This is a genomic window from Amycolatopsis sp. NBRC 101858, from assembly GCF_030269325.1.
In the GTDB taxonomy this organism is placed as follows: Bacteria; Actinomycetota; Actinomycetes; order Mycobacteriales; family Pseudonocardiaceae; genus Amycolatopsis; species Amycolatopsis ponsaeliensis.
On record NZ_BSTD01000002.1, the window covers coordinates 540,980 to 558,509 of the forward strand.

16 protein-coding genes are annotated in these 17,530 nt (G+C 71.8%); 4 read left to right on the plus strand and 12 right to left on the minus strand.

Annotated features, from left to right (window positions below):
- Positions 1 to 2: 2 nt before the first annotated feature.
- From QSK39_RS15760 to QSK39_RS15770, 3 genes are all read right to left on the minus strand, one after another.
- Positions 3 to 1,076, minus strand: coding sequence for an AAA family ATPase (locus QSK39_RS15760; protein ID WP_284749328.1), 1,074 nt, complete (start codon positions 1,074 to 1,076; stop codon positions 3 to 5).
- A 159-nt stretch (positions 1,077 to 1,235) separates the two neighbouring features.
- Entirely contained in the window at positions 1,236 to 1,781 is a 546-nt protein-coding gene (mobA, locus tag QSK39_RS15765; protein WP_285478486.1) for a molybdenum cofactor guanylyltransferase, read from the minus strand.
- Between the two features lie 46 nt (positions 1,782 to 1,827).
- Positions 1,828 to 2,535 (minus strand): SAM-dependent methyltransferase, encoded by a 708-nt coding sequence (locus QSK39_RS15770; protein ID WP_285478487.1) that lies wholly within the window; start codon positions 2,533 to 2,535, stop codon positions 1,828 to 1,830.
- A 59-nt stretch (positions 2,536 to 2,594) separates the two neighbouring features.
- On the opposite strand from QSK39_RS15770, the gene QSK39_RS15775 reads away from it, so the two are divergent.
- Positions 2,595 to 2,999, plus strand: a complete 405-nt coding sequence (locus QSK39_RS15775; protein ID WP_285478488.1) for a DUF1801 domain-containing protein — start codon at positions 2,595 to 2,597, stop codon at positions 2,997 to 2,999.
- A 6-nt stretch (positions 3,000 to 3,005) separates the two neighbouring features.
- Here QSK39_RS15775 and QSK39_RS15780 read toward each other — a convergent pair whose 3' ends face one another.
- Positions 3,006 to 4,316, minus strand: a complete 1,311-nt coding sequence (locus tag QSK39_RS15780; RefSeq protein ID WP_285479910.1) for an NlpC/P60 family protein — start codon at positions 4,314 to 4,316, stop codon at positions 3,006 to 3,008.
- Between the two features lie 350 nt (positions 4,317 to 4,666).
- Between QSK39_RS15780 and acnA the strand changes: the two genes are divergently transcribed.
- Both acnA and QSK39_RS15790 read left to right on the plus strand, forming a co-directional pair.
- Positions 4,667 to 7,498: an aconitate hydratase AcnA gene (acnA, locus tag QSK39_RS15785; RefSeq protein ID WP_285478489.1), complete on the plus strand. Its 2,832-nt coding sequence runs from the start codon at positions 4,667 to 4,669 to the stop codon at positions 7,496 to 7,498.
- A 73-nt stretch (positions 7,499 to 7,571) separates the two neighbouring features.
- A complete protein-coding gene (locus QSK39_RS15790) occupies positions 7,572 to 8,387 on the plus strand; it encodes an alpha/beta fold hydrolase (protein WP_285478490.1) in 816 nt (271 codons plus the stop codon).
- Here QSK39_RS15790 and QSK39_RS15795 read toward each other — a convergent pair.
- On the minus strand, positions 8,384 to 9,091 hold the full coding sequence (locus QSK39_RS15795) for an MgtC/SapB family protein (RefSeq protein WP_285478491.1): 708 nt from the start codon (positions 9,089 to 9,091) through the stop codon (positions 8,384 to 8,386). The two genes, QSK39_RS15790 and QSK39_RS15795, sit on opposite strands and share 4 nt — an antisense overlap.
- Positions 9,092 to 9,297: 206 nt before the next feature.
- Positions 9,298 to 10,152, minus strand: a complete 855-nt coding sequence (locus tag QSK39_RS15800; protein ID WP_285478492.1) for an alpha/beta fold hydrolase — start codon at positions 10,150 to 10,152, stop codon at positions 9,298 to 9,300.
- Between the two features lie 90 nt (positions 10,153 to 10,242).
- Between QSK39_RS15800 and QSK39_RS15805 the strand changes: the two genes are divergently transcribed.
- Positions 10,243 to 10,830 (plus strand): TetR/AcrR family transcriptional regulator, encoded by a 588-nt coding sequence (locus QSK39_RS15805; protein ID WP_285478493.1) that lies wholly within the window; start codon positions 10,243 to 10,245, stop codon positions 10,828 to 10,830.
- Between the two features lie 48 nt (positions 10,831 to 10,878).
- Here the strand turns inward: QSK39_RS15805 and QSK39_RS15810 are convergent, their stop codons facing one another.
- From QSK39_RS15810 to QSK39_RS15835, 6 genes are all read right to left on the minus strand, one after another.
- A complete protein-coding gene (locus QSK39_RS15810; RefSeq protein ID WP_285479911.1) occupies positions 10,879 to 12,483 on the minus strand; it encodes an alpha/beta hydrolase in 1,605 nt (534 codons plus the stop codon).
- A gap of 159 nt (positions 12,484 to 12,642) precedes the next feature.
- Complete coding sequence (locus tag QSK39_RS15815; RefSeq protein WP_285479912.1) at positions 12,643 to 13,065, minus strand: nitroreductase family deazaflavin-dependent oxidoreductase; 423 nt, start codon at positions 13,063 to 13,065, stop codon at positions 12,643 to 12,645.
- A gap of 46 nt (positions 13,066 to 13,111) precedes the next feature.
- Entirely contained in the window at positions 13,112 to 14,089 is a 978-nt protein-coding gene (gene egtD, locus QSK39_RS15820; protein ID WP_285478494.1) for an L-histidine N(alpha)-methyltransferase, read from the minus strand.
- Positions 14,086 to 14,847: an ergothioneine biosynthesis protein EgtC gene (gene egtC / locus QSK39_RS15825; protein WP_285478495.1), complete on the minus strand. Its 762-nt coding sequence runs from the start codon at positions 14,845 to 14,847 to the stop codon at positions 14,086 to 14,088. Before egtC ends, egtD begins: the two co-directional genes overlap by 4 nt.
- A gap of 5 nt (positions 14,848 to 14,852) precedes the next feature.
- Positions 14,853 to 16,190 carry an ergothioneine biosynthesis protein EgtB gene (egtB, locus tag QSK39_RS15830; RefSeq protein ID WP_285478496.1) on the minus strand — a complete coding sequence of 446 codons (1,338 nt, stop codon included), beginning with the start codon at positions 16,188 to 16,190 and terminating at the stop codon, positions 14,853 to 14,855.
- Positions 16,187 to 17,455 carry a glutamate-cysteine ligase family protein gene (locus QSK39_RS15835; RefSeq protein WP_285478497.1) on the minus strand — a complete coding sequence of 423 codons (1,269 nt, stop codon included), beginning with the start codon at positions 17,453 to 17,455 and terminating at the stop codon, positions 16,187 to 16,189. Before QSK39_RS15835 ends, egtB begins: the two co-directional genes overlap by 4 nt.
- Between the last annotated feature and the right edge of the window lie 75 nt (positions 17,456 to 17,530).

A 17,530-nucleotide genomic window follows, 5' to 3' on the forward strand; every position in this document is an offset into this window, starting at 1 on the left:
GGTTACCTGACCGGCGCGCCCGCCGGGACCGGGCCGCCCTGGCCGGCCCCGCCCTGCGGCCGGGCCGAGACCTGCGGCAACGGCACGGTCTGCAGCACGCGCGTGATGATGTGGTCGATCGGGACGCCGTCGGCGAGGGCGTCGTAGGACAGCACGAGCCGGTGGCGCAGCACGTCCGGCACGACGTCGACGACGTCCTGCGGCAGCACGTAGTCGCGGCCGCGGACCAGGGCCAGCGCCCGGGCGGCGGCGATGATGCCGAGGCTCGCGCGCGGCGAGGCGCCGTAGGACACCCAGCCGGCGACGTCGGCGAGGCCGTGCTCGTTCGGCGTCCGGGTGGTCAGCACGAGCCGCACCACGTAGTCGACGAGGGCGTGGTGCACGAACACCTGCGCCGCGACGCCCTGCAGCCGGACCAGCTCGCCCGGGCTGAGGACCTCGTGCGGGGTCGGCGGGGTGACGCCCATCCGGTAGATGATCTCGCGCTCCTCCTCGGCGGAGGGGTACTCGACGAGGATCTTGAACAGGAAGCGGTCGCGCTGCGCCTCGGGCAGCGGGTACACGCCCTCGTTCTCGATCGGGTTCTGGGTGGCCAGGACGAGGAACGGGTCGGGCATCGGGAACGTCTGCCCGCCGATCGACACGTGCCGCTCGGCCATCACCTCGAGCATCGCCGACTGCACCTTCGCCGGCGCGCGGTTGATCTCGTCGGCGAGCACGAAGTTCGCCACGACCGGGCCGAGCTCGACGTCGAACCGCTCGGCGCCCTGGCGGTAGATCCGGGTGCCGAGGATGTCCGCGGGCACCAGGTCCGGGGTGAACTGGACGCGGGAGAACGAGCCGCCGACGACCCTCGCGAACGTCTCCACGGCCAGGGTCTTCGCCACGCCGGGCACGCCTTCGAGCAGCAGGTGGCCCTTGGCCAGCAGGCCGACCAGCATCCGCTCGACCAGGCGGTCCTGGCCGACGATGATCCGCTTGACCTCGAACACGGTCCGCTCCAGCAACTGGGCGTCCCGGGCCGGCGTCCCGGGCTGCTGCCCGTTCCCGCCCTCGGCGTAGCCGGGCTCGGTCACTCTGCCTCCTCGAAAGTTCGTGCGCCGCCCCCGCGACGGTGATCACGCGGTGCGACCGTACTGCGTCCCCCGGTCGTTCGTCCGTCCGGCACGCGGACGCGCGGGTTGCCCCGTGAGTAGCCAACACCTCCCCCGGTGTGACATCTGTGAAGCAGCCCCTCAGCGGTGGCGCTCGAGGTCCTCGGGGGTGTCGATGTCGTCCGCTTCGCCCCGTTCCGCCGGCACGTCGGCGATGCGCAGGCCGCTCAGGGTCCGGCGCAGGCCGGCGCTCTCCGGTTCCGCCGGCAGCGCGTCCTTCAGCGCGGTTACCCGCCACGCGCCGAGCAGCCATTGCCGGGCCCCGGTGGCGTCGACGAGCACGGCGCCGTCACCGGCACCGATCGCGGCGACCAGGCGGTCCACTGTGGACCGGCGGACGCCCGGGAGGTCGGCGGCCAGCACCGCCACGGCCTCGACGTCGTCCGGGACGAACGCGAGCCCGGCGGCCAGCGCCGCCACCGGCCCGCTGCCGGGCACCGGTTCCCGGGTCCACACGACGTCGAACCCGGGCCGCCGCGGGCCGACGGCGACCACCCGCTCGGCGCCTTCGAGCGCGTGGATCGCGCGGGCGAGCAAGGGTTTCCCGCCCACCGACAGGGCCGGCTTGTCCACGCCGGACAGTCTGCGGGCCGCACCTCCGGCCACCACGATCCCCGCGTAGCGCATCCGGGGAGGCTAGCGGCCCGGCACGAGGTAAGTGAAGCTCGCGGCTTCAGCGCTCCAGCACGAGGTAGGTGAAGCCCAGCACGCCCCGGTAGTCGCGGACGTATTCGCGCAACCGCCGGTCGAGCCACTCCCGGACCTCGCCGGCGCGCGGGTCGTCCGGGTGCGCCGCCAGCCACTCCGCCCAGCCGGCGCGCGAGGTCGACTCGAAGTCGTCCCATTCGAGCTGGTCGGCGGTGCTGAAGTGGAGCACCCGCCAGCCGGCGGCGGCCGCCGCGTCGAGCAGGTCCGGCAGGGTCAGCATGTCCGGGCCGAAGATCTCCTGCGCCGCGGGGTTCGGCGGCGCCGCCCAGAAGCCGTCCCCGTAGAGGAGCCGGCCGGACGGAACCTTCCGCGCGAGGCCGTCGAGCGCGGCCTTCGTCGAGCCGAAGATGTGGGCGGAACCGATGCAGAACGCGCGGTCGGCGCGGCCTTCCCAAGCGGCCGCATCGGCTTCGACGAACTCCACGGCGCGGTCCCCGGCCGCCGCCCGCCCGCGCTCGAGGCCGGTCACATCGGTGTCGACGCCGGTTCCGCGCAGGCCCGGCGTCCGGGCGACGGCCCGCAGCAGCAGCTCACCCCAGCCGCAGCCGAGGTCCACGAGGTCGTGGCCGGCGTCGAGGGCCATCCGGTCGAGCAGCAGCTCCGCGTGAGGCTCGGACAAGGGTGTGTTCCAGCGCATCCGGGTGCGCCGCAGCGCGTTCAGTTCGTCGTCCACCGGGCGATCTTGTAGCCCGGACGGCGAGGAGTCGAACGGATTTCCGGCATACTCGGCGCATGACCTACCCCGCCGAGCCCCGCGTCGACGCCTACATCGACGCCCTGCCCGAGTGGCAGCAGGCGATCTGCCGGGAGGTCCGCGAGCTCGTCCACGCGGCGGACCCCGAGGTGGCCGAGACGATCAAGCGCACCCGGCAGCCGTACTTCGTGCTCGAGGGCAACATCTGCGCGCTGCTGGCGGCGAAGGACCACGTCAACGTCTTCGTCTACGACGGCGGCATCGTCCCCGACCCCGAGGGCATCATCACCGCCGGGCACGGCAACAAGACCGCGCGCACCGTCGCCTTCCGCCGGGGCGAGGTGATCAACGCGCCGGCGCTCACCGAGATGTTCCGGCGGATCATCGCGAACAACCGGGCCGGTGGCTGGCGCAAGATCAAGCGCGAGCAGGCGGACGCCTGACGCCGCTCAGCCGATCAGGCGGGTCGCGTACGGCATGATCCCGCCGTAGCGCACCGGCGCGACCCGGACCCGCAGGCCGGACTGCGGTGCCTCGACCATCTGCCCGCCGCCGAGGTACAGCGCGACGTGGTGGATGCCGCCCGCGCCGCCCCAGAACAGCATGTCGCCGCGGCGCATCTGCGAGAGCGGCACCCGCCGCCCGGCCGTGTACTGGTAGCCGCTGTAGTGCGGCAGGCCCCGGACCCCGGCGAACGCGTAGATCATCAGGCCGGAGCAGTCGAACCCGATCTTGTTGTAGTCGCCGTAGCGGTCGGCGACGCCGCCGTCGCGGATGCCGCGGGTCGGGCCGCTCGCGTTGCCGCCGCCCCAGGCGTACGGCAGGCCGATCTTCGACAGCGCCCGGGCGATGACCGCCTCGATCGACGAACCGGCCGGGCCCGCCGGCGGCCGGCTCGTGGGACGGCCACCGCCGCCGGACGAGCCGAGCGCGGCCTGGCGGGCGCGCTCGTCGTCCTCGCGCTGCTTCTGGGCGAGCCAGTCCTGGTAGCGCTGCCGCTGCCCCTGCAGGCCGTCGACCTTGGACTGGGCGGCGTAGAGCTGCTGCTCGACGTCGGACTTGTTCTTCTCGAGCTGGGTGTTCTGCGTGGCCTGGCTGTCCTGCGCCCGGATCGCGGCGGACTGCGCGGAGTCCGCGCTGGTCTTCGCCTCGCGCGCGGCGTCCTGCTTCTGCTGGGCGATCTCGGCGGCCTTGCGGGCCGCGGAGTCCTTGTTCGCCTTCTCGGTCTGCGCCTGCTGGAGCCGGTCGAGGGCGTTGAGCCGGTCGCCGCCGACGGCGTCGAGCAGCTGCGCGCGGGCCAGCATGTCCTTGGGGCTGTCGGCGCTGAGGTACGCCGAGAGCGAGCCGACCGTGCTGCCCTGCTGGAAGCTGGCGGCGGCGAACGTCTTCAGGTCGTTGCGAGCCTTTTCGATGGCGGCGTCCGCGGCGTCGGCTTCGGTCCGGGCAGCCTTCGCGTCGTTCTCCGCCTGCGCCGCGGCGTCCTGCGCGGACTGCAGGTCGACCAGGGCCTTGTTGGCCTCTTCCTGCTTGAGCTCGACGTCGTCCTGCAGCTGCGACAGCTTCTGCTCGGCCTGGGCCAGCTGGTTGGTCAGCCGGCCGACTTCACCGGCCTTCGCGTTGGCGTCGGCCTTGCTGTTGTTCAGCTCCGAGTCGCTCGGGTTGGGCGGCGGCGGGGGCGCGGCGAGGCCCGTGCCGCCCGCGCCGAACAAGATCACCAGGACCAGGGTGCTCACGGTGAGTCCACGGCGCCCGCCCGGCACACACCAGCCCCTGCGCCGTTCCGGCACGACCGCCACCTCCGCTCACCTGCGCACACCGCGCGTCACTGCAGTCACACCACTATCACAAGCATCACCGGAAACTTACACACCGTAGGCACCAATTCCCCTTATTGAGGGACCCCCGCCGCGGATGGCGCAGCCCACACCGCGTGTCGTCTTGTCCGCCAAACAGGACGCGCGTACTGTTTGAAGCACCGCGAGGTGTGCCATCCCGATTCCGGTCCTACGGTGGGGGTGCGCAAGACTCGCGTCCGCCTCGTGCGGACCGCACGAAACCCGAACTGACCGCACTGACCCGGGACTCGACCGCCGCACCGGCGCGGAAGTCCATGCCACTGGAGTTAGACGTGACCGCACCTGCCAGCAAGGACAGCTTCGGCGCCAAAGACACGCTGAAGGTCGGAGACGCCTCGTACGAGGTGTTCCGCCTGAACAAGGTCGAGGGCGCCGAGCGCCTGCCGTACAGCCTGAAGATCCTGCTCGAGAACCTGCTGCGCACCGAGGACGGCGCGAACATCACCGCCGACCACATCCGCGCGCTGAGCTCGTGGGACCCGAAGGCCGACCCGTCGATCGAGATCCAGTTCACGCCGGCCCGCGTGATCATGCAGGACTTCACCGGCGTCCCCTGCGTCGTCGACCTGGCCACCATGCGCGAAGCGGTCACCGACCTCGGCGGCGACCCGGACAAGGTCAACCCGCTCGCCCCGGCCGAGCTGGTCATCGACCACTCGGTGATCATCGACATCTTCGGCCGCCCCGACGCCTTCGAGCGCAACGTCGAGATCGAGTACGAGCGCAACCGCGAGCGCTACCAGTTCCTGCGCTGGGGCCAGGGCGCCTTCGACGAGTTCAAGGTCGTCCCGCCGGGCACCGGCATCGTCCACCAGGTCAACATCGAGCACCTCGCGCGCACGGTCATGTCACGCAACGGCCAGGCCTACCCCGACTCCTGCGTCGGCACCGACTCGCACACCACCATGGTCAACGGCCTGGGCGTGCTGGGCTGGGGCGTCGGCGGCATCGAGGCCGAGGCCGCCATGCTGGGCCAGCCGGTGTCGATGCTCATCCCGCGCGTCGTCGGCTTCAAGCTGACCGGGGAGATCCCGGCCGGCGTCACCGCCACCGACGTCGTCCTCACGATCACCGAGATGCTGCGCCGCCACGGCGTGGTCGGCAAGTTCGTCGAGTTCTACGGCGAGAGCGTCGCCGCGGTGCCGCTGGCCAACCGCGCCACCATCGGCAACATGAGCCCGGAGTTCGGCTCCACCGCGGCGATCTTCCCGATCGACGAGGAGACCGTCCGCTACCTGAAGCTGACCGGCCGCTCGCCCGAGCAGGTCGCGCTGGTCGAGTCCTACGCCAAGGAGCAGGGCCTCTGGCACGACCCGTCGCACGAAGCGTCCTACTCCGAGTACCTCGAGCTGGACCTCTCGACGGTCGTCCCGTCGATCGCCGGCCCGAAGCGCCCGCAGGACCGCATCGAGCTGACGGACGCGAAGTCGTCGTTCCGCAAGTCCATCCACGACTACGTGGACGGCGAGGACGTCACGCCGCACACCAAGATGGACGAGGCCTCCGAGGAGTCCTTCCCGGCCAGCGACTCCCCGTCGCTGTCGTTCGCCGAGGACGACGCCGCGCCGGTCACTTCCTCGGCCGCCAACGGCGCGTCGGGCCGCCCGAGCAAGCCGGTCAAGGTCTCGACTTCGGACCGCGGCGAGTTCGTGCTCGACCACGGCGCCGTGGTGATCGCCTCGATCACCTCGTGCACCAACACCTCGAACCCGTCGGTCATGCTCGGTGCCGCGCTGCTCGCGCGCAACGCCGTGGACAAGGGCCTCGCGGTCAAGCCGTGGGTCAAGACGTCGATGGCGCCGGGCTCGCAGGTCGTCACCGACTACTACACCAAGGCCAACCTGTGGCCGTACCTGGAGAAGCTGGGTTACCACCTGGTCGGCTACGGCTGCACCACCTGCATCGGCAACTCGGGCCCGCTGTCGGACGAGATCTCCGCGGCGATCCAGGAGAACGACCTCACCGCGGTCTCGGTGCTCTCGGGCAACCGGAACTTCGAAGGCCGGATCAACCCCGACGTGAAGATGAACTACCTCGCGTCGCCGCCGCTGGTCATCGCCTACGCGCTGGCCGGCACGATGGACTTCGACTTCGCGAACCAGCCGCTGGGCCAGGACAGCGACGGCACCGACGTCTTCCTGAAGGACATCTGGCCGACGGCCAAGGAGATCCAGGAGACCATCGACTACGCGATCACGCAGGAGATGTTCACCAAGGACTACGCCGACGTCTTCGACGGCGGCGAGCGCTGGAAGGCGCTGCCCACCCCGGAGGGCAAGACCTTCGAGTGGGACGCCGAGTCCACCTACGTCCGCAAGCCCCCGTACTTCGAGGGCATGACGCCGGAGCCGGCGGCGGTCACCGACATCTCCGGCGCGCGCGTGCTCGCGAAGCTGGGCGACTCGGTCACCACCGACCACATCTCCCCCGCCGGCGCGATCAAGCCGGGCACCCCGGCCGCGCAGTACCTCACCGAGCACGGCGTGGAGAAGAAGGACTTCAACTCCTACGGCTCGCGGCGCGGCAACCACGAGGTGATGATCCGCGGCACCTTCGCGAACATCCGGCTGCGCAACCAGCTGCTGGACGACGTGCAGGGCGGCTACACCCGCGACTTCACCCAGGACGACGCCCCGCAGGCGTTCATCTACGACGCGGCGCAGAACTACGCGGCGGCGGGCACCCCGCTGGTCGTGCTGGGCGGCAAGGAGTACGGCTCGGGCTCGTCGCGCGACTGGGCGGCCAAGGGCACCTCGCTGCTGGGCGTGCGCGCGGTGATCACCGAGTCGTTCGAGCGCATCCACCGCTCGAACCTGATCGGCATGGGCGTCATCCCGCTGCAGTTCCCGCAGGGCGAGTCGGCGGCGTCGCTGAAGCTGGACGGCACCGAGACGTTCGACATCTCGGGCATCACCAAGCTGAACGACGGCGAGACCCCGCGCACCGTGCACGTCACCGCGACCAAGCAGGACGGCAGCAAGGTGGAGTTCGAGGCGGACGTCCGCATCGACACCCCGGGTGAGGCGGACTACTACCGCAACGGCGGCATCCTGCAGTACGTGCTGCGGAAGATGACCCAGGCGTAAGGGTTGCGCTGTTCGGAGGCCTCCCCGTCGATTCCGGCGGGGAGGCCTTTCGTTTCCCGGTACGGTGTCCGGCATGGGGGCACACAGCGGCACGGTCGACCTCGGCGACGGAACCCTGTCCTACGAAGAACGCGGCCGCGGGCGGCCGGTCGTCTTCCTGCACGCGGGCGGCATGACCCGCGCGATGTGGGACGAGCAGTTCGCCCGCTTCGCCCGCGACCACCGGGTGATCCGGTACGACGCCCGCGGCAGCGGCGACTCGTCGAACCCGCCGTCCCCACCCGGCCTCTATTCCCACTACGAGGACCTGAAGAAGCTCCTCGAGACCCTCGACGTCGAGGACCCGGTGCTGGTCGGCTGTTCGTTCGGCAGCCGCGTGTTCCTCGACTTCGCGATCGCCTACCCCGGCCGGGCCGCCGGGCTGTTCCTCGCCTCGCCGGGGATCAGCGGGATGGAGTTCCACGACCCGTACATCCTGGCGCTGCTGGCCGAACAAGCCGAGGCAGCCCAGGCCGGTGACGGCGCGCGCGTGCTGGAGTGCCTGCTGCGGATGTGGGTCGACGGCCCGCACCGCTCGCCCGCCGACGTCGGCCCGGGAGTCCGGAAGTTCTGCCACGACATGGTGGTCGAGAACTTCGTGAAGGGACACGCGGCGCCGGACCTCGGCGTCGAATTGGGCGCGATCCGCCGGGTGGCGGAGGTCCGCGACCCGGCGCTGGTGGTCACGGGCGACTTGGACTCGAGCGACATCTTCGCCGTCGCCGACCTCGTGGACCGGCGAGCCGCGCACGCGCGCCGGGCGAAGGTGCCCGGCGCCGCGCACATGGTGAACCTGGAGCAGCCCGCCCGGTTCGACGAGCTGCTCCGGAAGTTCCTCCGCACCTGCTAGGCCGGCACGGCTTCCCAGCGCACGCTGGAAACCGAGGGCTCCAGCGAAAGCCGTGACACCGCCGACTCCATCTGCGCGTCGTCGCGCTGGTCCGCGGCCAGCTCGGCGCGGACCTCGACCGTGCGGTTCTCCGGCCGGTCGGTGCTCAGCACCGAGAGCAGCCGGAAGTCCGTGCGCGCCAGCGCTTGGACGAGCAGAGCCCGGACGTGGGCTTCGGAGTCGTCGCGGGTCACCGCCTGGAACTCGTAGCGGGCCGGGGTTTCCCCGCCCGAGTCGGGACGGCGGTCGACGACCCGGCCCAGCGGCCGCAGCACCACGTTCACCCCGACCACGACGGTGGTCCCGGCCGCCGCGACGGCGTACAACCCGGCGCCCGCAAGGGAACCCACGGCCGCCGAGCACCAGAGCGTTGCCGCCGTGTTGAGGCCGCGGACGTTGAGGCCGTCCCGCATGATGACCCCGGCGCCGAGGAACCCGATGCCCGAGACGATCTGCGCGGCCACCCGCGTCGGGTCGGCGTCGGCGCTCGAGGCGAGCCCGCCGAACCCGTGGGCGGACAGCAGCACGAACAGCGTCGCGCCGACCGCGACGAGGGCGTTGGTGCGCAGCCCGGCCATCCGGGCGCGGAACTGGCGCTCGAACCCGATGACGGCACCCAGGCCGACGCCGGCGCCGACGCGCAGCAGCATTTCGAAGATGGTCATGATCCGACTCGTTTCCGGCGTGCGCGCACTGCCGGACAGGAAGGAGACCGGACGGGTTCAGCCCAGCCGGAAGCCTCCGGTGAGCGCACGCCCGGTCGTCGCAGGACTGTCCGCTGGCATGTGCCGCTCACCTCGCTTCCGTTGCTCGTGGTTGATCACCGGCACCCACCTTAGCCGAGGCAGGCGGGCCCCGGTTGTGATGATCACTACGCCCAGTGCCGGCGCAGGTGCGGGACGAGGTCTTCGGGGCGCTCGTCCGGGAAGAACAACTTCGCGCCGGGCACCTCGACGACTTCGGTGACGCCCGGGACGGCGGCGGCGAACCGGTGTGCCCACTCGATCCCGAAGTTCGGGTCGCCGGTGCCCCAGACCAGCAGCGTCGGCACGCGGAACTCCTTGAGCAGCGGCTCGATGGCGTCCAGTTCCTCGCCGCGGACCGACGTCAGCAGGCGCTCGAACTGCCGGGCCGCGTCGAGGGTGCCGAACACCGGGCGGACGAACGCGTTCAGGACCTCGTCCGGTACGCGGTCCGGCTGCTCGTAGCCACCGGCCAGCACCCCGGTGCGCGCCTGCTGCGGGTCGGCGGCGAGCCGGACCGACAGCGGCGCGAGCTGCCCGCGTTCGGCCAGCTCGACGACCGGGCGGAACGCCTCGGGCGGCAGGTTGCCCTGGGTGTCGCAGTTGGTCAGGGTGAGCGTCCGGAGCCGGTCGGCGTGGTGCACGGCGAAGACCTGCGCGACGGCGCCGCCGGTGTCGTTGCCGACGACGTCGAGGTCGCCCAGTTCCAGCGACTCGCAGAAGTCGCCGAGCAGCCGCGCCAGGCCGTTCAGGCTCAGGTCCTGATCGGCGGTCACCGGCGAGGCGCCGTGGCCCGGCAGGTCGGGTGCGAGGCACCTCCGCTCCCCCGCCAGTTCGCCGATCGCCTTGCGCCACAACAGGTTGTTCGTCCCCGCGCCGTGCACGAAGAGCGCGACCGGTCCCTCGCCGACGTCGGTGTAGCTCACGTCGCCGGACGCCGTCGACACGCGCCCGCGGTGGTTCTCCCAGGTTCGCAGCTCCATCGGTACAGTCCCTCCAGAAGTAAACCGACTGACGGTCTAGTATGAACAGACCGTCAGTCGGTTTGTCAACGACGGAGGCTGCCGACCCGCATGAACAAGAAGATCGACCGCGGCCAGGCGACCCGCGAGCACCTCGTCGCGGTCGCCACCGGCCTGTTCACCGAACACGGCTACGACGGCACCTCGATCGAGGCCGTCCTGCGGGCCGCCGACGTGAGCCGGGGCGCGCTCTACCACCACTTCCCCGGCAAGGACGCGCTGTTCGCCGCGGTCCTGGACACCGTCTACGACCGCGTCGAAGCGGAAGGCGTCAAGGCCGTCGAAGGCCTGGACGACCCGGCGACGGCGTTGCGCACCGCCTGCCTGACGTGGATCCGGAGCGCCGCGGATCCCGTGGTGCGGCAAGTGATGCTCATCGACGCGCCGGCCGTGCTCGGCTGGCAGCGCTGGCGCGAAGGCGACGAAGCACGCACGCTCGGCAAGCTCAAGGTCGCGTTGCGGCTCGCGGCCGCCGAGGGCCGGCTGGCTCCGGTGCGCGTCGACTACTTCGCGCACGTGCTGCTCGCCGGGCTGAACGAGATCGCCATGCTGGTCGCCCGGTCGGACGACCGGGCGAGCGCCGCGGTGGAGGCCGAAGCGGCCGCCGCGGACCTGCTCGACCGGCTGCTCCGGGCGTGAGAACGGGCCGGGGCGACAGCTTCACCCCGGCCCGTCGGTCGTGCGTCGTTACGCGGTCTCGAACGGCTGGACGTTCGGCTGGAACACCTGCCCGTTGGCCGGGACCTTGAGGTCGGTCAGGTAGTCCGCCACGGCCTTGTCGACGCCCAGGGCGTCGCCGAGGATGCAGTGGCCGAACGCGTCGACCGACAGCAGCCGCGAGTTGCCGAGCTCGGCCGCCATCCGCTGGCCGAACTTGTACTGCGTCGCCGGGTCGTAGTAGTTGCTCACCACGACCACCGGGACGTCGGTCTTGGCCCGCCACGGGCCGCGGTAGACGTCCGGCTTCTTCGCCGGCCACACCGGGCAGCCCGCCGTGTCGGCGAACGCCTGGTAGCGGCCGAAGGTGCGCGACTCGCGCTCCCACTTCGCGGCGATGTCCGGCACCTGCTCCTGCTTGATCTTGAACGGCTTGTCGGAGCAGTTGACGGCGAAGTACGAGTCGTCACTGGTGTAGGGGCTGTCCGGGTTCTGGTCGGCCAGGCCCTGCTTGCCGCCGGTGAGCACCTTCAGCGACCTGGCCTGCAGCGTCTGCGCCTGCGCACCCGCCGGGTGGATCGCGGTGTAGAGCGCCTGCAGGTCCTCGGCCAGGCCGGGGAACGCCGACGGCGAGTACAGGACGCTCGAAACCCCGCCGGTGAACGCGTTGATGTCCACCGTGCCGCCACCCGGGAGGGTGATCGGCTGCTTGCGGAGGTACTCGCGCAGTTCGTCGAACTTGGCCCGCGGGGTACCGTCGCTGAACGCGCACTTGGCGCCGGCCTGGTCGCAGCGCTTGAGGAACCCGTCGAGCGAGATCTCGAAGCCCTGCGCGCGTTCCCGGTCGTACTGCACGCCGTCACTGGTGCGCAGCGCCGGGTCGACGTTGCCGTCGATGACGATCGCGCGCGACTGCTTCGGGAACATCGACGTGTAGGTCGAGCCGATGAGCGTCCCGTAGGAGAAGCCGACGTAGGTCAGCTTCTGGTCGCCGACCGCCGCGCGCAGCGTGTCGAGGTCGCGCACGACGTCCTTGGTGGACATGTGGTTCAGCAGCGAACCGGCGTTGTTCTTGCAGAACTTGCCGTAGTCGCGGTAGCTGGCGAGGGTGCCGGAGATCTCGGCGCGGCTCAGCGGCACCGGGATCTGGGCGCCGAAGACCTCGTCGGCGTCTTCCTGGGTGGTGAAGCAGCGCAGCGGGTTGCTCTGGCCGACCCCGCGCGGGTCGAACCCGACGAGGTCGAAGCGGTCGAGCACCTGCGGCTGGAAGTAGAACTGGCCGCTGATCGGCATCCGCAGGCCCGAGCCACCGGGGCCGCCGGGGTTGAGGAACAGCGAGCCGACGCGGGTGGCCGGGGTGCGGGCGGCACGCTTGAGCAGCGCGATGTCGATGGTGCCCAGCGAGGCGTTGTCGTGGTCGATCGGCACGCGGTAGCGGGCGCAGCTGTAGAACTTGACCTGGTCCGCGGGCACGCCGGCGAGGGTGTCGCTCGAGCAGGTGCCCCAGTTGACGGCGGCGGTCGCGCCGACGACGGCCGGCTTGGCCACCGCGTCTTCGGCCGCCGCTGCGGTCCCGGCCGTCCCGGCCAGTCCCACGCCGGCCACGAGCGCCCCCACCAGCGCGAACGACCGCACCCGGCCCTGTGTGGATCTCGGCAAGAGATCTCCTCCCTAGGTCACGCACATCCCGTGGACGTGCACAGCGCCGCGCGGTCGAGACGTCACGGCGCGTTACCCGGGAGACCCTGGCACAAACCGGTGAATCCCGGCACCGGCCAAAAGGATGGTGGGAACCTATCGAGCAGGCCGTTTGAGTACGAAAACGGGCAACGGCCGCCCGGCTTCCTCCTGCTCCATCGCGTAGCCCGGCCAGAACTCCAGCAGCTCCGCCCACATCGCCGCGTACTCCTCGCCGGTCAGCTCGCGGGCCGCCACCTCGGCCGCCCGCCCGCCGATGGCCACCTCCGCCCGCGGGTTCGCGCGGAGGTTCAACGCCCACGCCGGGTCGTTCGGGCGGCCCCAGTTGGACGCCGTCAGCACCAAGTCGTCGCCGTGCGGGAAGTAGAGCAGGTTCGTGCTCCGGGGCAGCCCGCTCTTGCGGCCGGTCGTCGTGAGGCGCAGCGACGGCAGCCCGGCGAGCGCCACGAGGCTCACCCGGCCGCCGAACGCCTTGTGCAGTTTCTTGTCCGCCCACACGACGAACCCGGCCGTGCGCATCAGCCACGGCTTGGTGCCGACGGCCCGGGCGAGTGCCCGGAGAGGATTAGCCACGCACAGATCTTGCCAGGCTCACCCCGAACCGCTGCTGCGAGTCGGTCCACCAGCGGTCGAGCACGAACCCGGCCGCGGCCAGCTCCGCTTCGACGCCACTCGGGCGGAACTTCGCCGAGATCTCCGTGCGGACGTGCTCCCCCTCGGCGAACTCCACCGTGAGGTCCGCGCCCGGGATCCGGACCGTGAGCGCGCGCCGAGCGCGCAGCCGCATCTCGATCCACTCGTTCTCCGCGTCCCAGTGCGAGACGTGCTCGAACTCGTCGAGGTCGAAGTTCGCGCCGAGCCGCGCGTTGATCACCCGCAGCACGTTCTTGTTGAACTCGCCCGTGACGCCGGCCGCGTCGTCGTAGGCGCGCTCCAGGATGCCCGGGTCCTTGACCAGGTCGGTGCCGAGCAGCAGCCACTCCCCCTCGTCGAGCACTTCCCGCACCGACCGCAGGAAGACCGCGCGCTCGGCGGGCAGGAAGTTGCCGATCGTGCCGCCGAGGAACGCCACCACCCGCGGCTGGCCGCCGGGCAGCAGGTCGAGGTGCTGGGTGAAGTCGCCGACGACCCCGCGCACGGTGAGTCCCGGGTAGTCCTTCGAGATCGCCTCGGCGGCCTCGGCGAGCGCGGACTCGGACACGTCCAGCGGCACGAACGCCTCCAGCGTCCCGTGCCCGGTGAGCGCGTCGAGCAGCAGCCGGGTCTTCTCGCTCGACCCGGACCCGAGCTCGACGAGCGTGTGCGCGCCGGTCAGCTCCGCGACGTCACCGGCGTGCCCGGCCAGCACCTCGCGCTCGCTGCGGGTCGGGTAGTACTCCGGCAGCTGGGTGATCTTCTCGAAGAGCTCACTGCCTTCGGCGTCGTAGAACCACTTGGGCGGCAGCCACTTCCGCTCGGCAGTCAGCCCGGCGACGACGTCCGCGCGCAGTTCCGCGGTGACGGCGTCGCCGGAACGGTGGTGGTCCAGATCGACTTCGGTCATGACAGGGTGCCTTCCAGGGTCAGGGGAAGCAGGTCGACGCCGGCCGCGGTGGCGCGCACGGCGTGGTGGTCCGGGACGGGTTTCCAGCGCGGATCGCCGTCCAGGGGTTCGGACGCCAGCAGCACGCCCGCCGGGGTCTCCAGCAGGGACAGCGCGTGCGTCCAGGCGGTACCGATCAGCGTTTCGCCGTCGGTGAGCAGGAAGTTGAGCCGGGAGCCGGGCGCGGCCGCCTCGACGGCGGCGCTCAGCTCCGCCACCGCCGTCAGCGGGTCCTCCCCCGCCGCCAGGCGGGCCCGCAGCAGGGCCCAGAGCACCGCCGAGTCCGTCGGCGCCTCCAGGGTCAGCAGTTCGGTGACGGGCAGGGTCTTGGCCGCTTCGGCCAGCGAGTCCGGCCAGCCGCGGACGACGCCGTTGTGGCTGAACAGCCAGCGCCCCGCGGTGAACGGCGCCGCGGCCGCTTCGGTCACCGGCATGCCGGTGGTGCCGTTGCGGACCGCGGCGACGAACGCGCCCGAGGTCACCGACGCGGCCAGCGGCGGCAGCGTCTCATCTGTCCACAGTGGAGTGGACCGCCGGTGCCGGAGCGGCTCGGAGCCCGGGCCGGGGTACCACCCCAGCCCGAACCCGTCGGCGTTGACCGAGCCGCCCCCGCGCATGTCCGCCGGCGCGTAGGACTGCACCAGCAGGGAATGCGGCGCGCGAAAGACCGCCTCGGCGGGCGAAAGCGGCTCGCCGAGGTAGGCGATGTGCCTGCACATGGCGCCTAGCCCACCTCGCCGGGTGCCGCGTCGCGGGCGGTGCGGAAGCCGGCGAAGATCTGCCGCCGGATCGGGTAGTCCCAGTTGCGGAACGTGCCCCGGATCGCCGCCGAGTCGGTGCCGAACGAGCCGCCGCGCAGCACCTTGTACTCCGGGCCGAAGAACACCTCGGAGTACTCCCGGTACGGGAACGGCGCGAAGCCCGGGTAGCCGTGGAAGTCCGTGCTCGTCCACTCCCAGACGTCGCCGATCAGCTGGTGCACGCCGGTCGGCGACGCGCCGGCCGGGTACGCCCCCGCGGGCGCCGGACGCAGGTGGCGCTGGCCGAGGTTGGCGTGCTCGGCCGACGGCTCCTCGTCACCCCACGGGAACCGCCGCGAGCGGCCGGTGGCCGGGTCGAACCGGGCGGCCTTCTCCCACTCGGCCTCGGTCGGCAGCCGCCGCCCGGCCCAGGCCGCGTACGCCTCGGCTTCGTAGTAGGAGACGTGCACGACCGGCTCGTCGGCCGTGATGCGCTCGTGGACGCCGAACCGGGTCCGCCACCAGCCGTCCTGCTCCCGGTTCCAGAAGCGCGGTGCGCTGATGCCGTTCTCGGTCCGGTAGGCCCAGCCGCCCGGGCTCCACCACTGCTCGTCGTCGTAGCCGCCACTGTCGAGGAACTCGGCGTAGGCCCCGCACGTCACCGGGGTCGTGTCCAGCCAGAACGCCTCGACGGCGAGCTCGTGCGCCGGGCGCTCGTTGTCCAGCGCCCACGGCTCGGCCGAGGTGCCCATCGTGAACGCGCCGCCCGGCACGAGGACCTCCGCCGGGAGGGCACCCGACCGGGCGGGCGGCGGCTCGGGCGCGTGCAGCACCGGGTCGCCCTTGCGCAGCTGGTGGGTGGCCAGCATGGTTTCGTCGTGCTGCTGCTCGTGCTGGGTGATCATGCCGAACGCGAAGGCCTGCTCGGTCAGCCGCCGGCCCTCCATCGGCGCGTGTTCCAGCACGTCGAACGCCTTTTCGCGGACCTGCTTGACGTACGCACGCGCCTCGGCCGGGCCGAGCAGCGGCAGCTCCGGCCGGTCGGCGCGGGCGTGCTGGAACGCGTCGTAGATGTCGTCGATGTCCGGCCGCAGCGGCTCCCGGCCGCCGACGTCGCGGACCAGCCACAGCTCCTCCTGGACGCCGATGTGCGCCAGGTCCCAGACCAGCGGCGACATCAGCTTGGAGTGCTGGCGGACCAGGTCTTCGTCGTCGACCGCGTCGGTCAGCGCGACACTGCGCGCGCGGGCCCGGGTCAGGGCTTCGGCGGCCCGGGCGCGCAGGTCCTGCGCGCTCAGGTCACCCAGTGCTTCCGTGCTCATGCTCGGCTCCTCGATCGGTACGCGCGCCCCTGCACGCTCTTGCTGATCTCGGCGATCGACTCCTCCGCCAGCCCGGTGGCACCCAGCTCGGCACAGCCGAGGTCGGCCAGTGCCGCCGCGGCCGCCGCCAGCTCCGGATCCGCCAGGCCACGCCGCGCCGCCGTGGTCCAGCGGTCGGCGACCGGTGCGCAGAGGTCGCGCACCTGCTCCACAGTGGACGGACGGGCGAGCAGCGCGGCGACCAGGGCCACCGGTGCCAGCCATTCGCCGGGCGGCTGCGCGTCGAGGTACCGGATCTCCAGGTACCCCTGCGGGCGGACCGGGGTGAACATCGTGGTGAGGTGGTAGTCGAGGTCCGCCACCGTCGGCCTCGGCAGCAGGGACGCCGCGCCCCGGCCGTCGATCCAGTCGGCGAACGTCAGCCCCTCCGGCGCGTCCCACGGCCGGTCCGGCCGGGGCAGGACCATCAGCGGGGTGTCCATCATCCGCGTGGCCCACTCCGCCGCCGGCTCGCCCGCCACGGCCGCCGTGCGCGTGCGCACCGGCTCCGTGTCGTGCACCGCGAGCCAGCGGGCGGACGCCAGCCCCGTGTCGCGCCCGGCGTGGACGCGGGAGTTGGCGAAGAGGGCGAGCAGCGGCGGGCCCATGGCGTGCGCGGCCGACCACCGGGCGGCGTGGTGCTCGGCCTCCCCGGCGTCGAGGCACACCTGCAGGCCGGCGGTGCTGCACATCATGGTGATGCCGCCGGGCCCGATCGGCGCGAACCGGCTCTCCATCGCCGCGTAGCGCGGCGTGTGCAGGATCCGCCGGGGCGGCCGGTGGGCGTCGATGCCCGATTCGCCCAGCACGAGGCCGTGCCGGGCGAGGCGGTCACGCAGGTGGTGGAGGTCGGCCGTGACCACTGCGTCGAGGTCGCGCAGGGAGGCCTGGGGAAGAGCGGAGATTTCGACCTGGCACCCGGGCTCGAGGCTCACTGGTGAACCTGCCGGGAGCGGTGCAGCGGGGCTGTCGGGGCGGAGGGTCCGCGGGGTGTGCGGGCCCAGCGCCGTGGCGAGGAGGTCGGGATCGAGCGATCTGGCCGGGTCGTCGGCGTGGTGCACGGTGAACTCCAGCTCGACGCCGATCAGGCGCGGTGGGCCGTGCTTGAAGCACACCGATGCCACGTACGCCTCCCCCGCCGCGCGGTCCGCCAGGACCCGCGCGGTGCGGTTCGACGCACTTCCCGACTTCTCGGGAAAGTCGTGCACCGTAGACGCTTCTGTCATGTCCGTCCTTGTTCCGGGTGGTGGAACTTCTTGACTTCGGACGCTACACGCGGGGTACGACAAAATCAGGCCGGA

What these genes read in the sequence shown, in the direction of transcription:
- mobA (WP_285478486.1), bottom strand. Translation starts at nt 1,781, where the DNA reads ATGCGCTACGCGGGGATCGTGGTGGCCGGAGGTGCGGCCCGCAGACTG.
- QSK39_RS15775 (WP_285478488.1), top strand. Translation starts at nt 2,595, where the DNA reads ATGACCTACCCCGCCGAGCCCCGCGTCGACGCCTACATCGACGCCCTG.
- acnA (WP_285478489.1), top strand. Translation starts at nt 4,667, where the DNA reads ATGCCACTGGAGTTAGACGTGACCGCACCTGCCAGCAAGGACAGCTTC.
- QSK39_RS15790 (WP_285478490.1), top strand. Translation starts at nt 7,572, where the DNA reads ATGGGGGCACACAGCGGCACGGTCGACCTCGGCGACGGAACCCTGTCC.
- QSK39_RS15795 (WP_285478491.1), bottom strand. Translation starts at nt 9,091, where the DNA reads ATGACCATCTTCGAAATGCTGCTGCGCGTCGGCGCCGGCGTCGGCCTG.
- QSK39_RS15800 (WP_285478492.1), bottom strand. Translation starts at nt 10,152, where the DNA reads ATGGAGCTGCGAACCTGGGAGAACCACCGCGGGCGCGTGTCGACGGCG.
- QSK39_RS15805 (WP_285478493.1), top strand. Translation starts at nt 10,243, where the DNA reads ATGAACAAGAAGATCGACCGCGGCCAGGCGACCCGCGAGCACCTCGTC.
- QSK39_RS15815 (WP_285479912.1), bottom strand. Translation starts at nt 13,065, where the DNA reads ATGCGCACGGCCGGGTTCGTCGTGTGGGCGGACAAGAAACTGCACAAG.
- egtD (WP_285478494.1), bottom strand. Translation starts at nt 14,089, where the DNA reads ATGACCGAAGTCGATCTGGACCACCACCGTTCCGGCGACGCCGTCACC.
- egtC (WP_285478495.1), bottom strand. Translation starts at nt 14,847, where the DNA reads ATGTGCAGGCACATCGCCTACCTCGGCGAGCCGCTTTCGCCCGCCGAG.
- egtB (WP_285478496.1), bottom strand. Translation starts at nt 16,190, where the DNA reads ATGAGCACGGAAGCACTGGGTGACCTGAGCGCGCAGGACCTGCGCGCC.
- QSK39_RS15835 (WP_285478497.1), bottom strand. Translation starts at nt 17,455, where the DNA reads ATGACAGAAGCGTCTACGGTGCACGACTTTCCCGAGAAGTCGGGAAGT.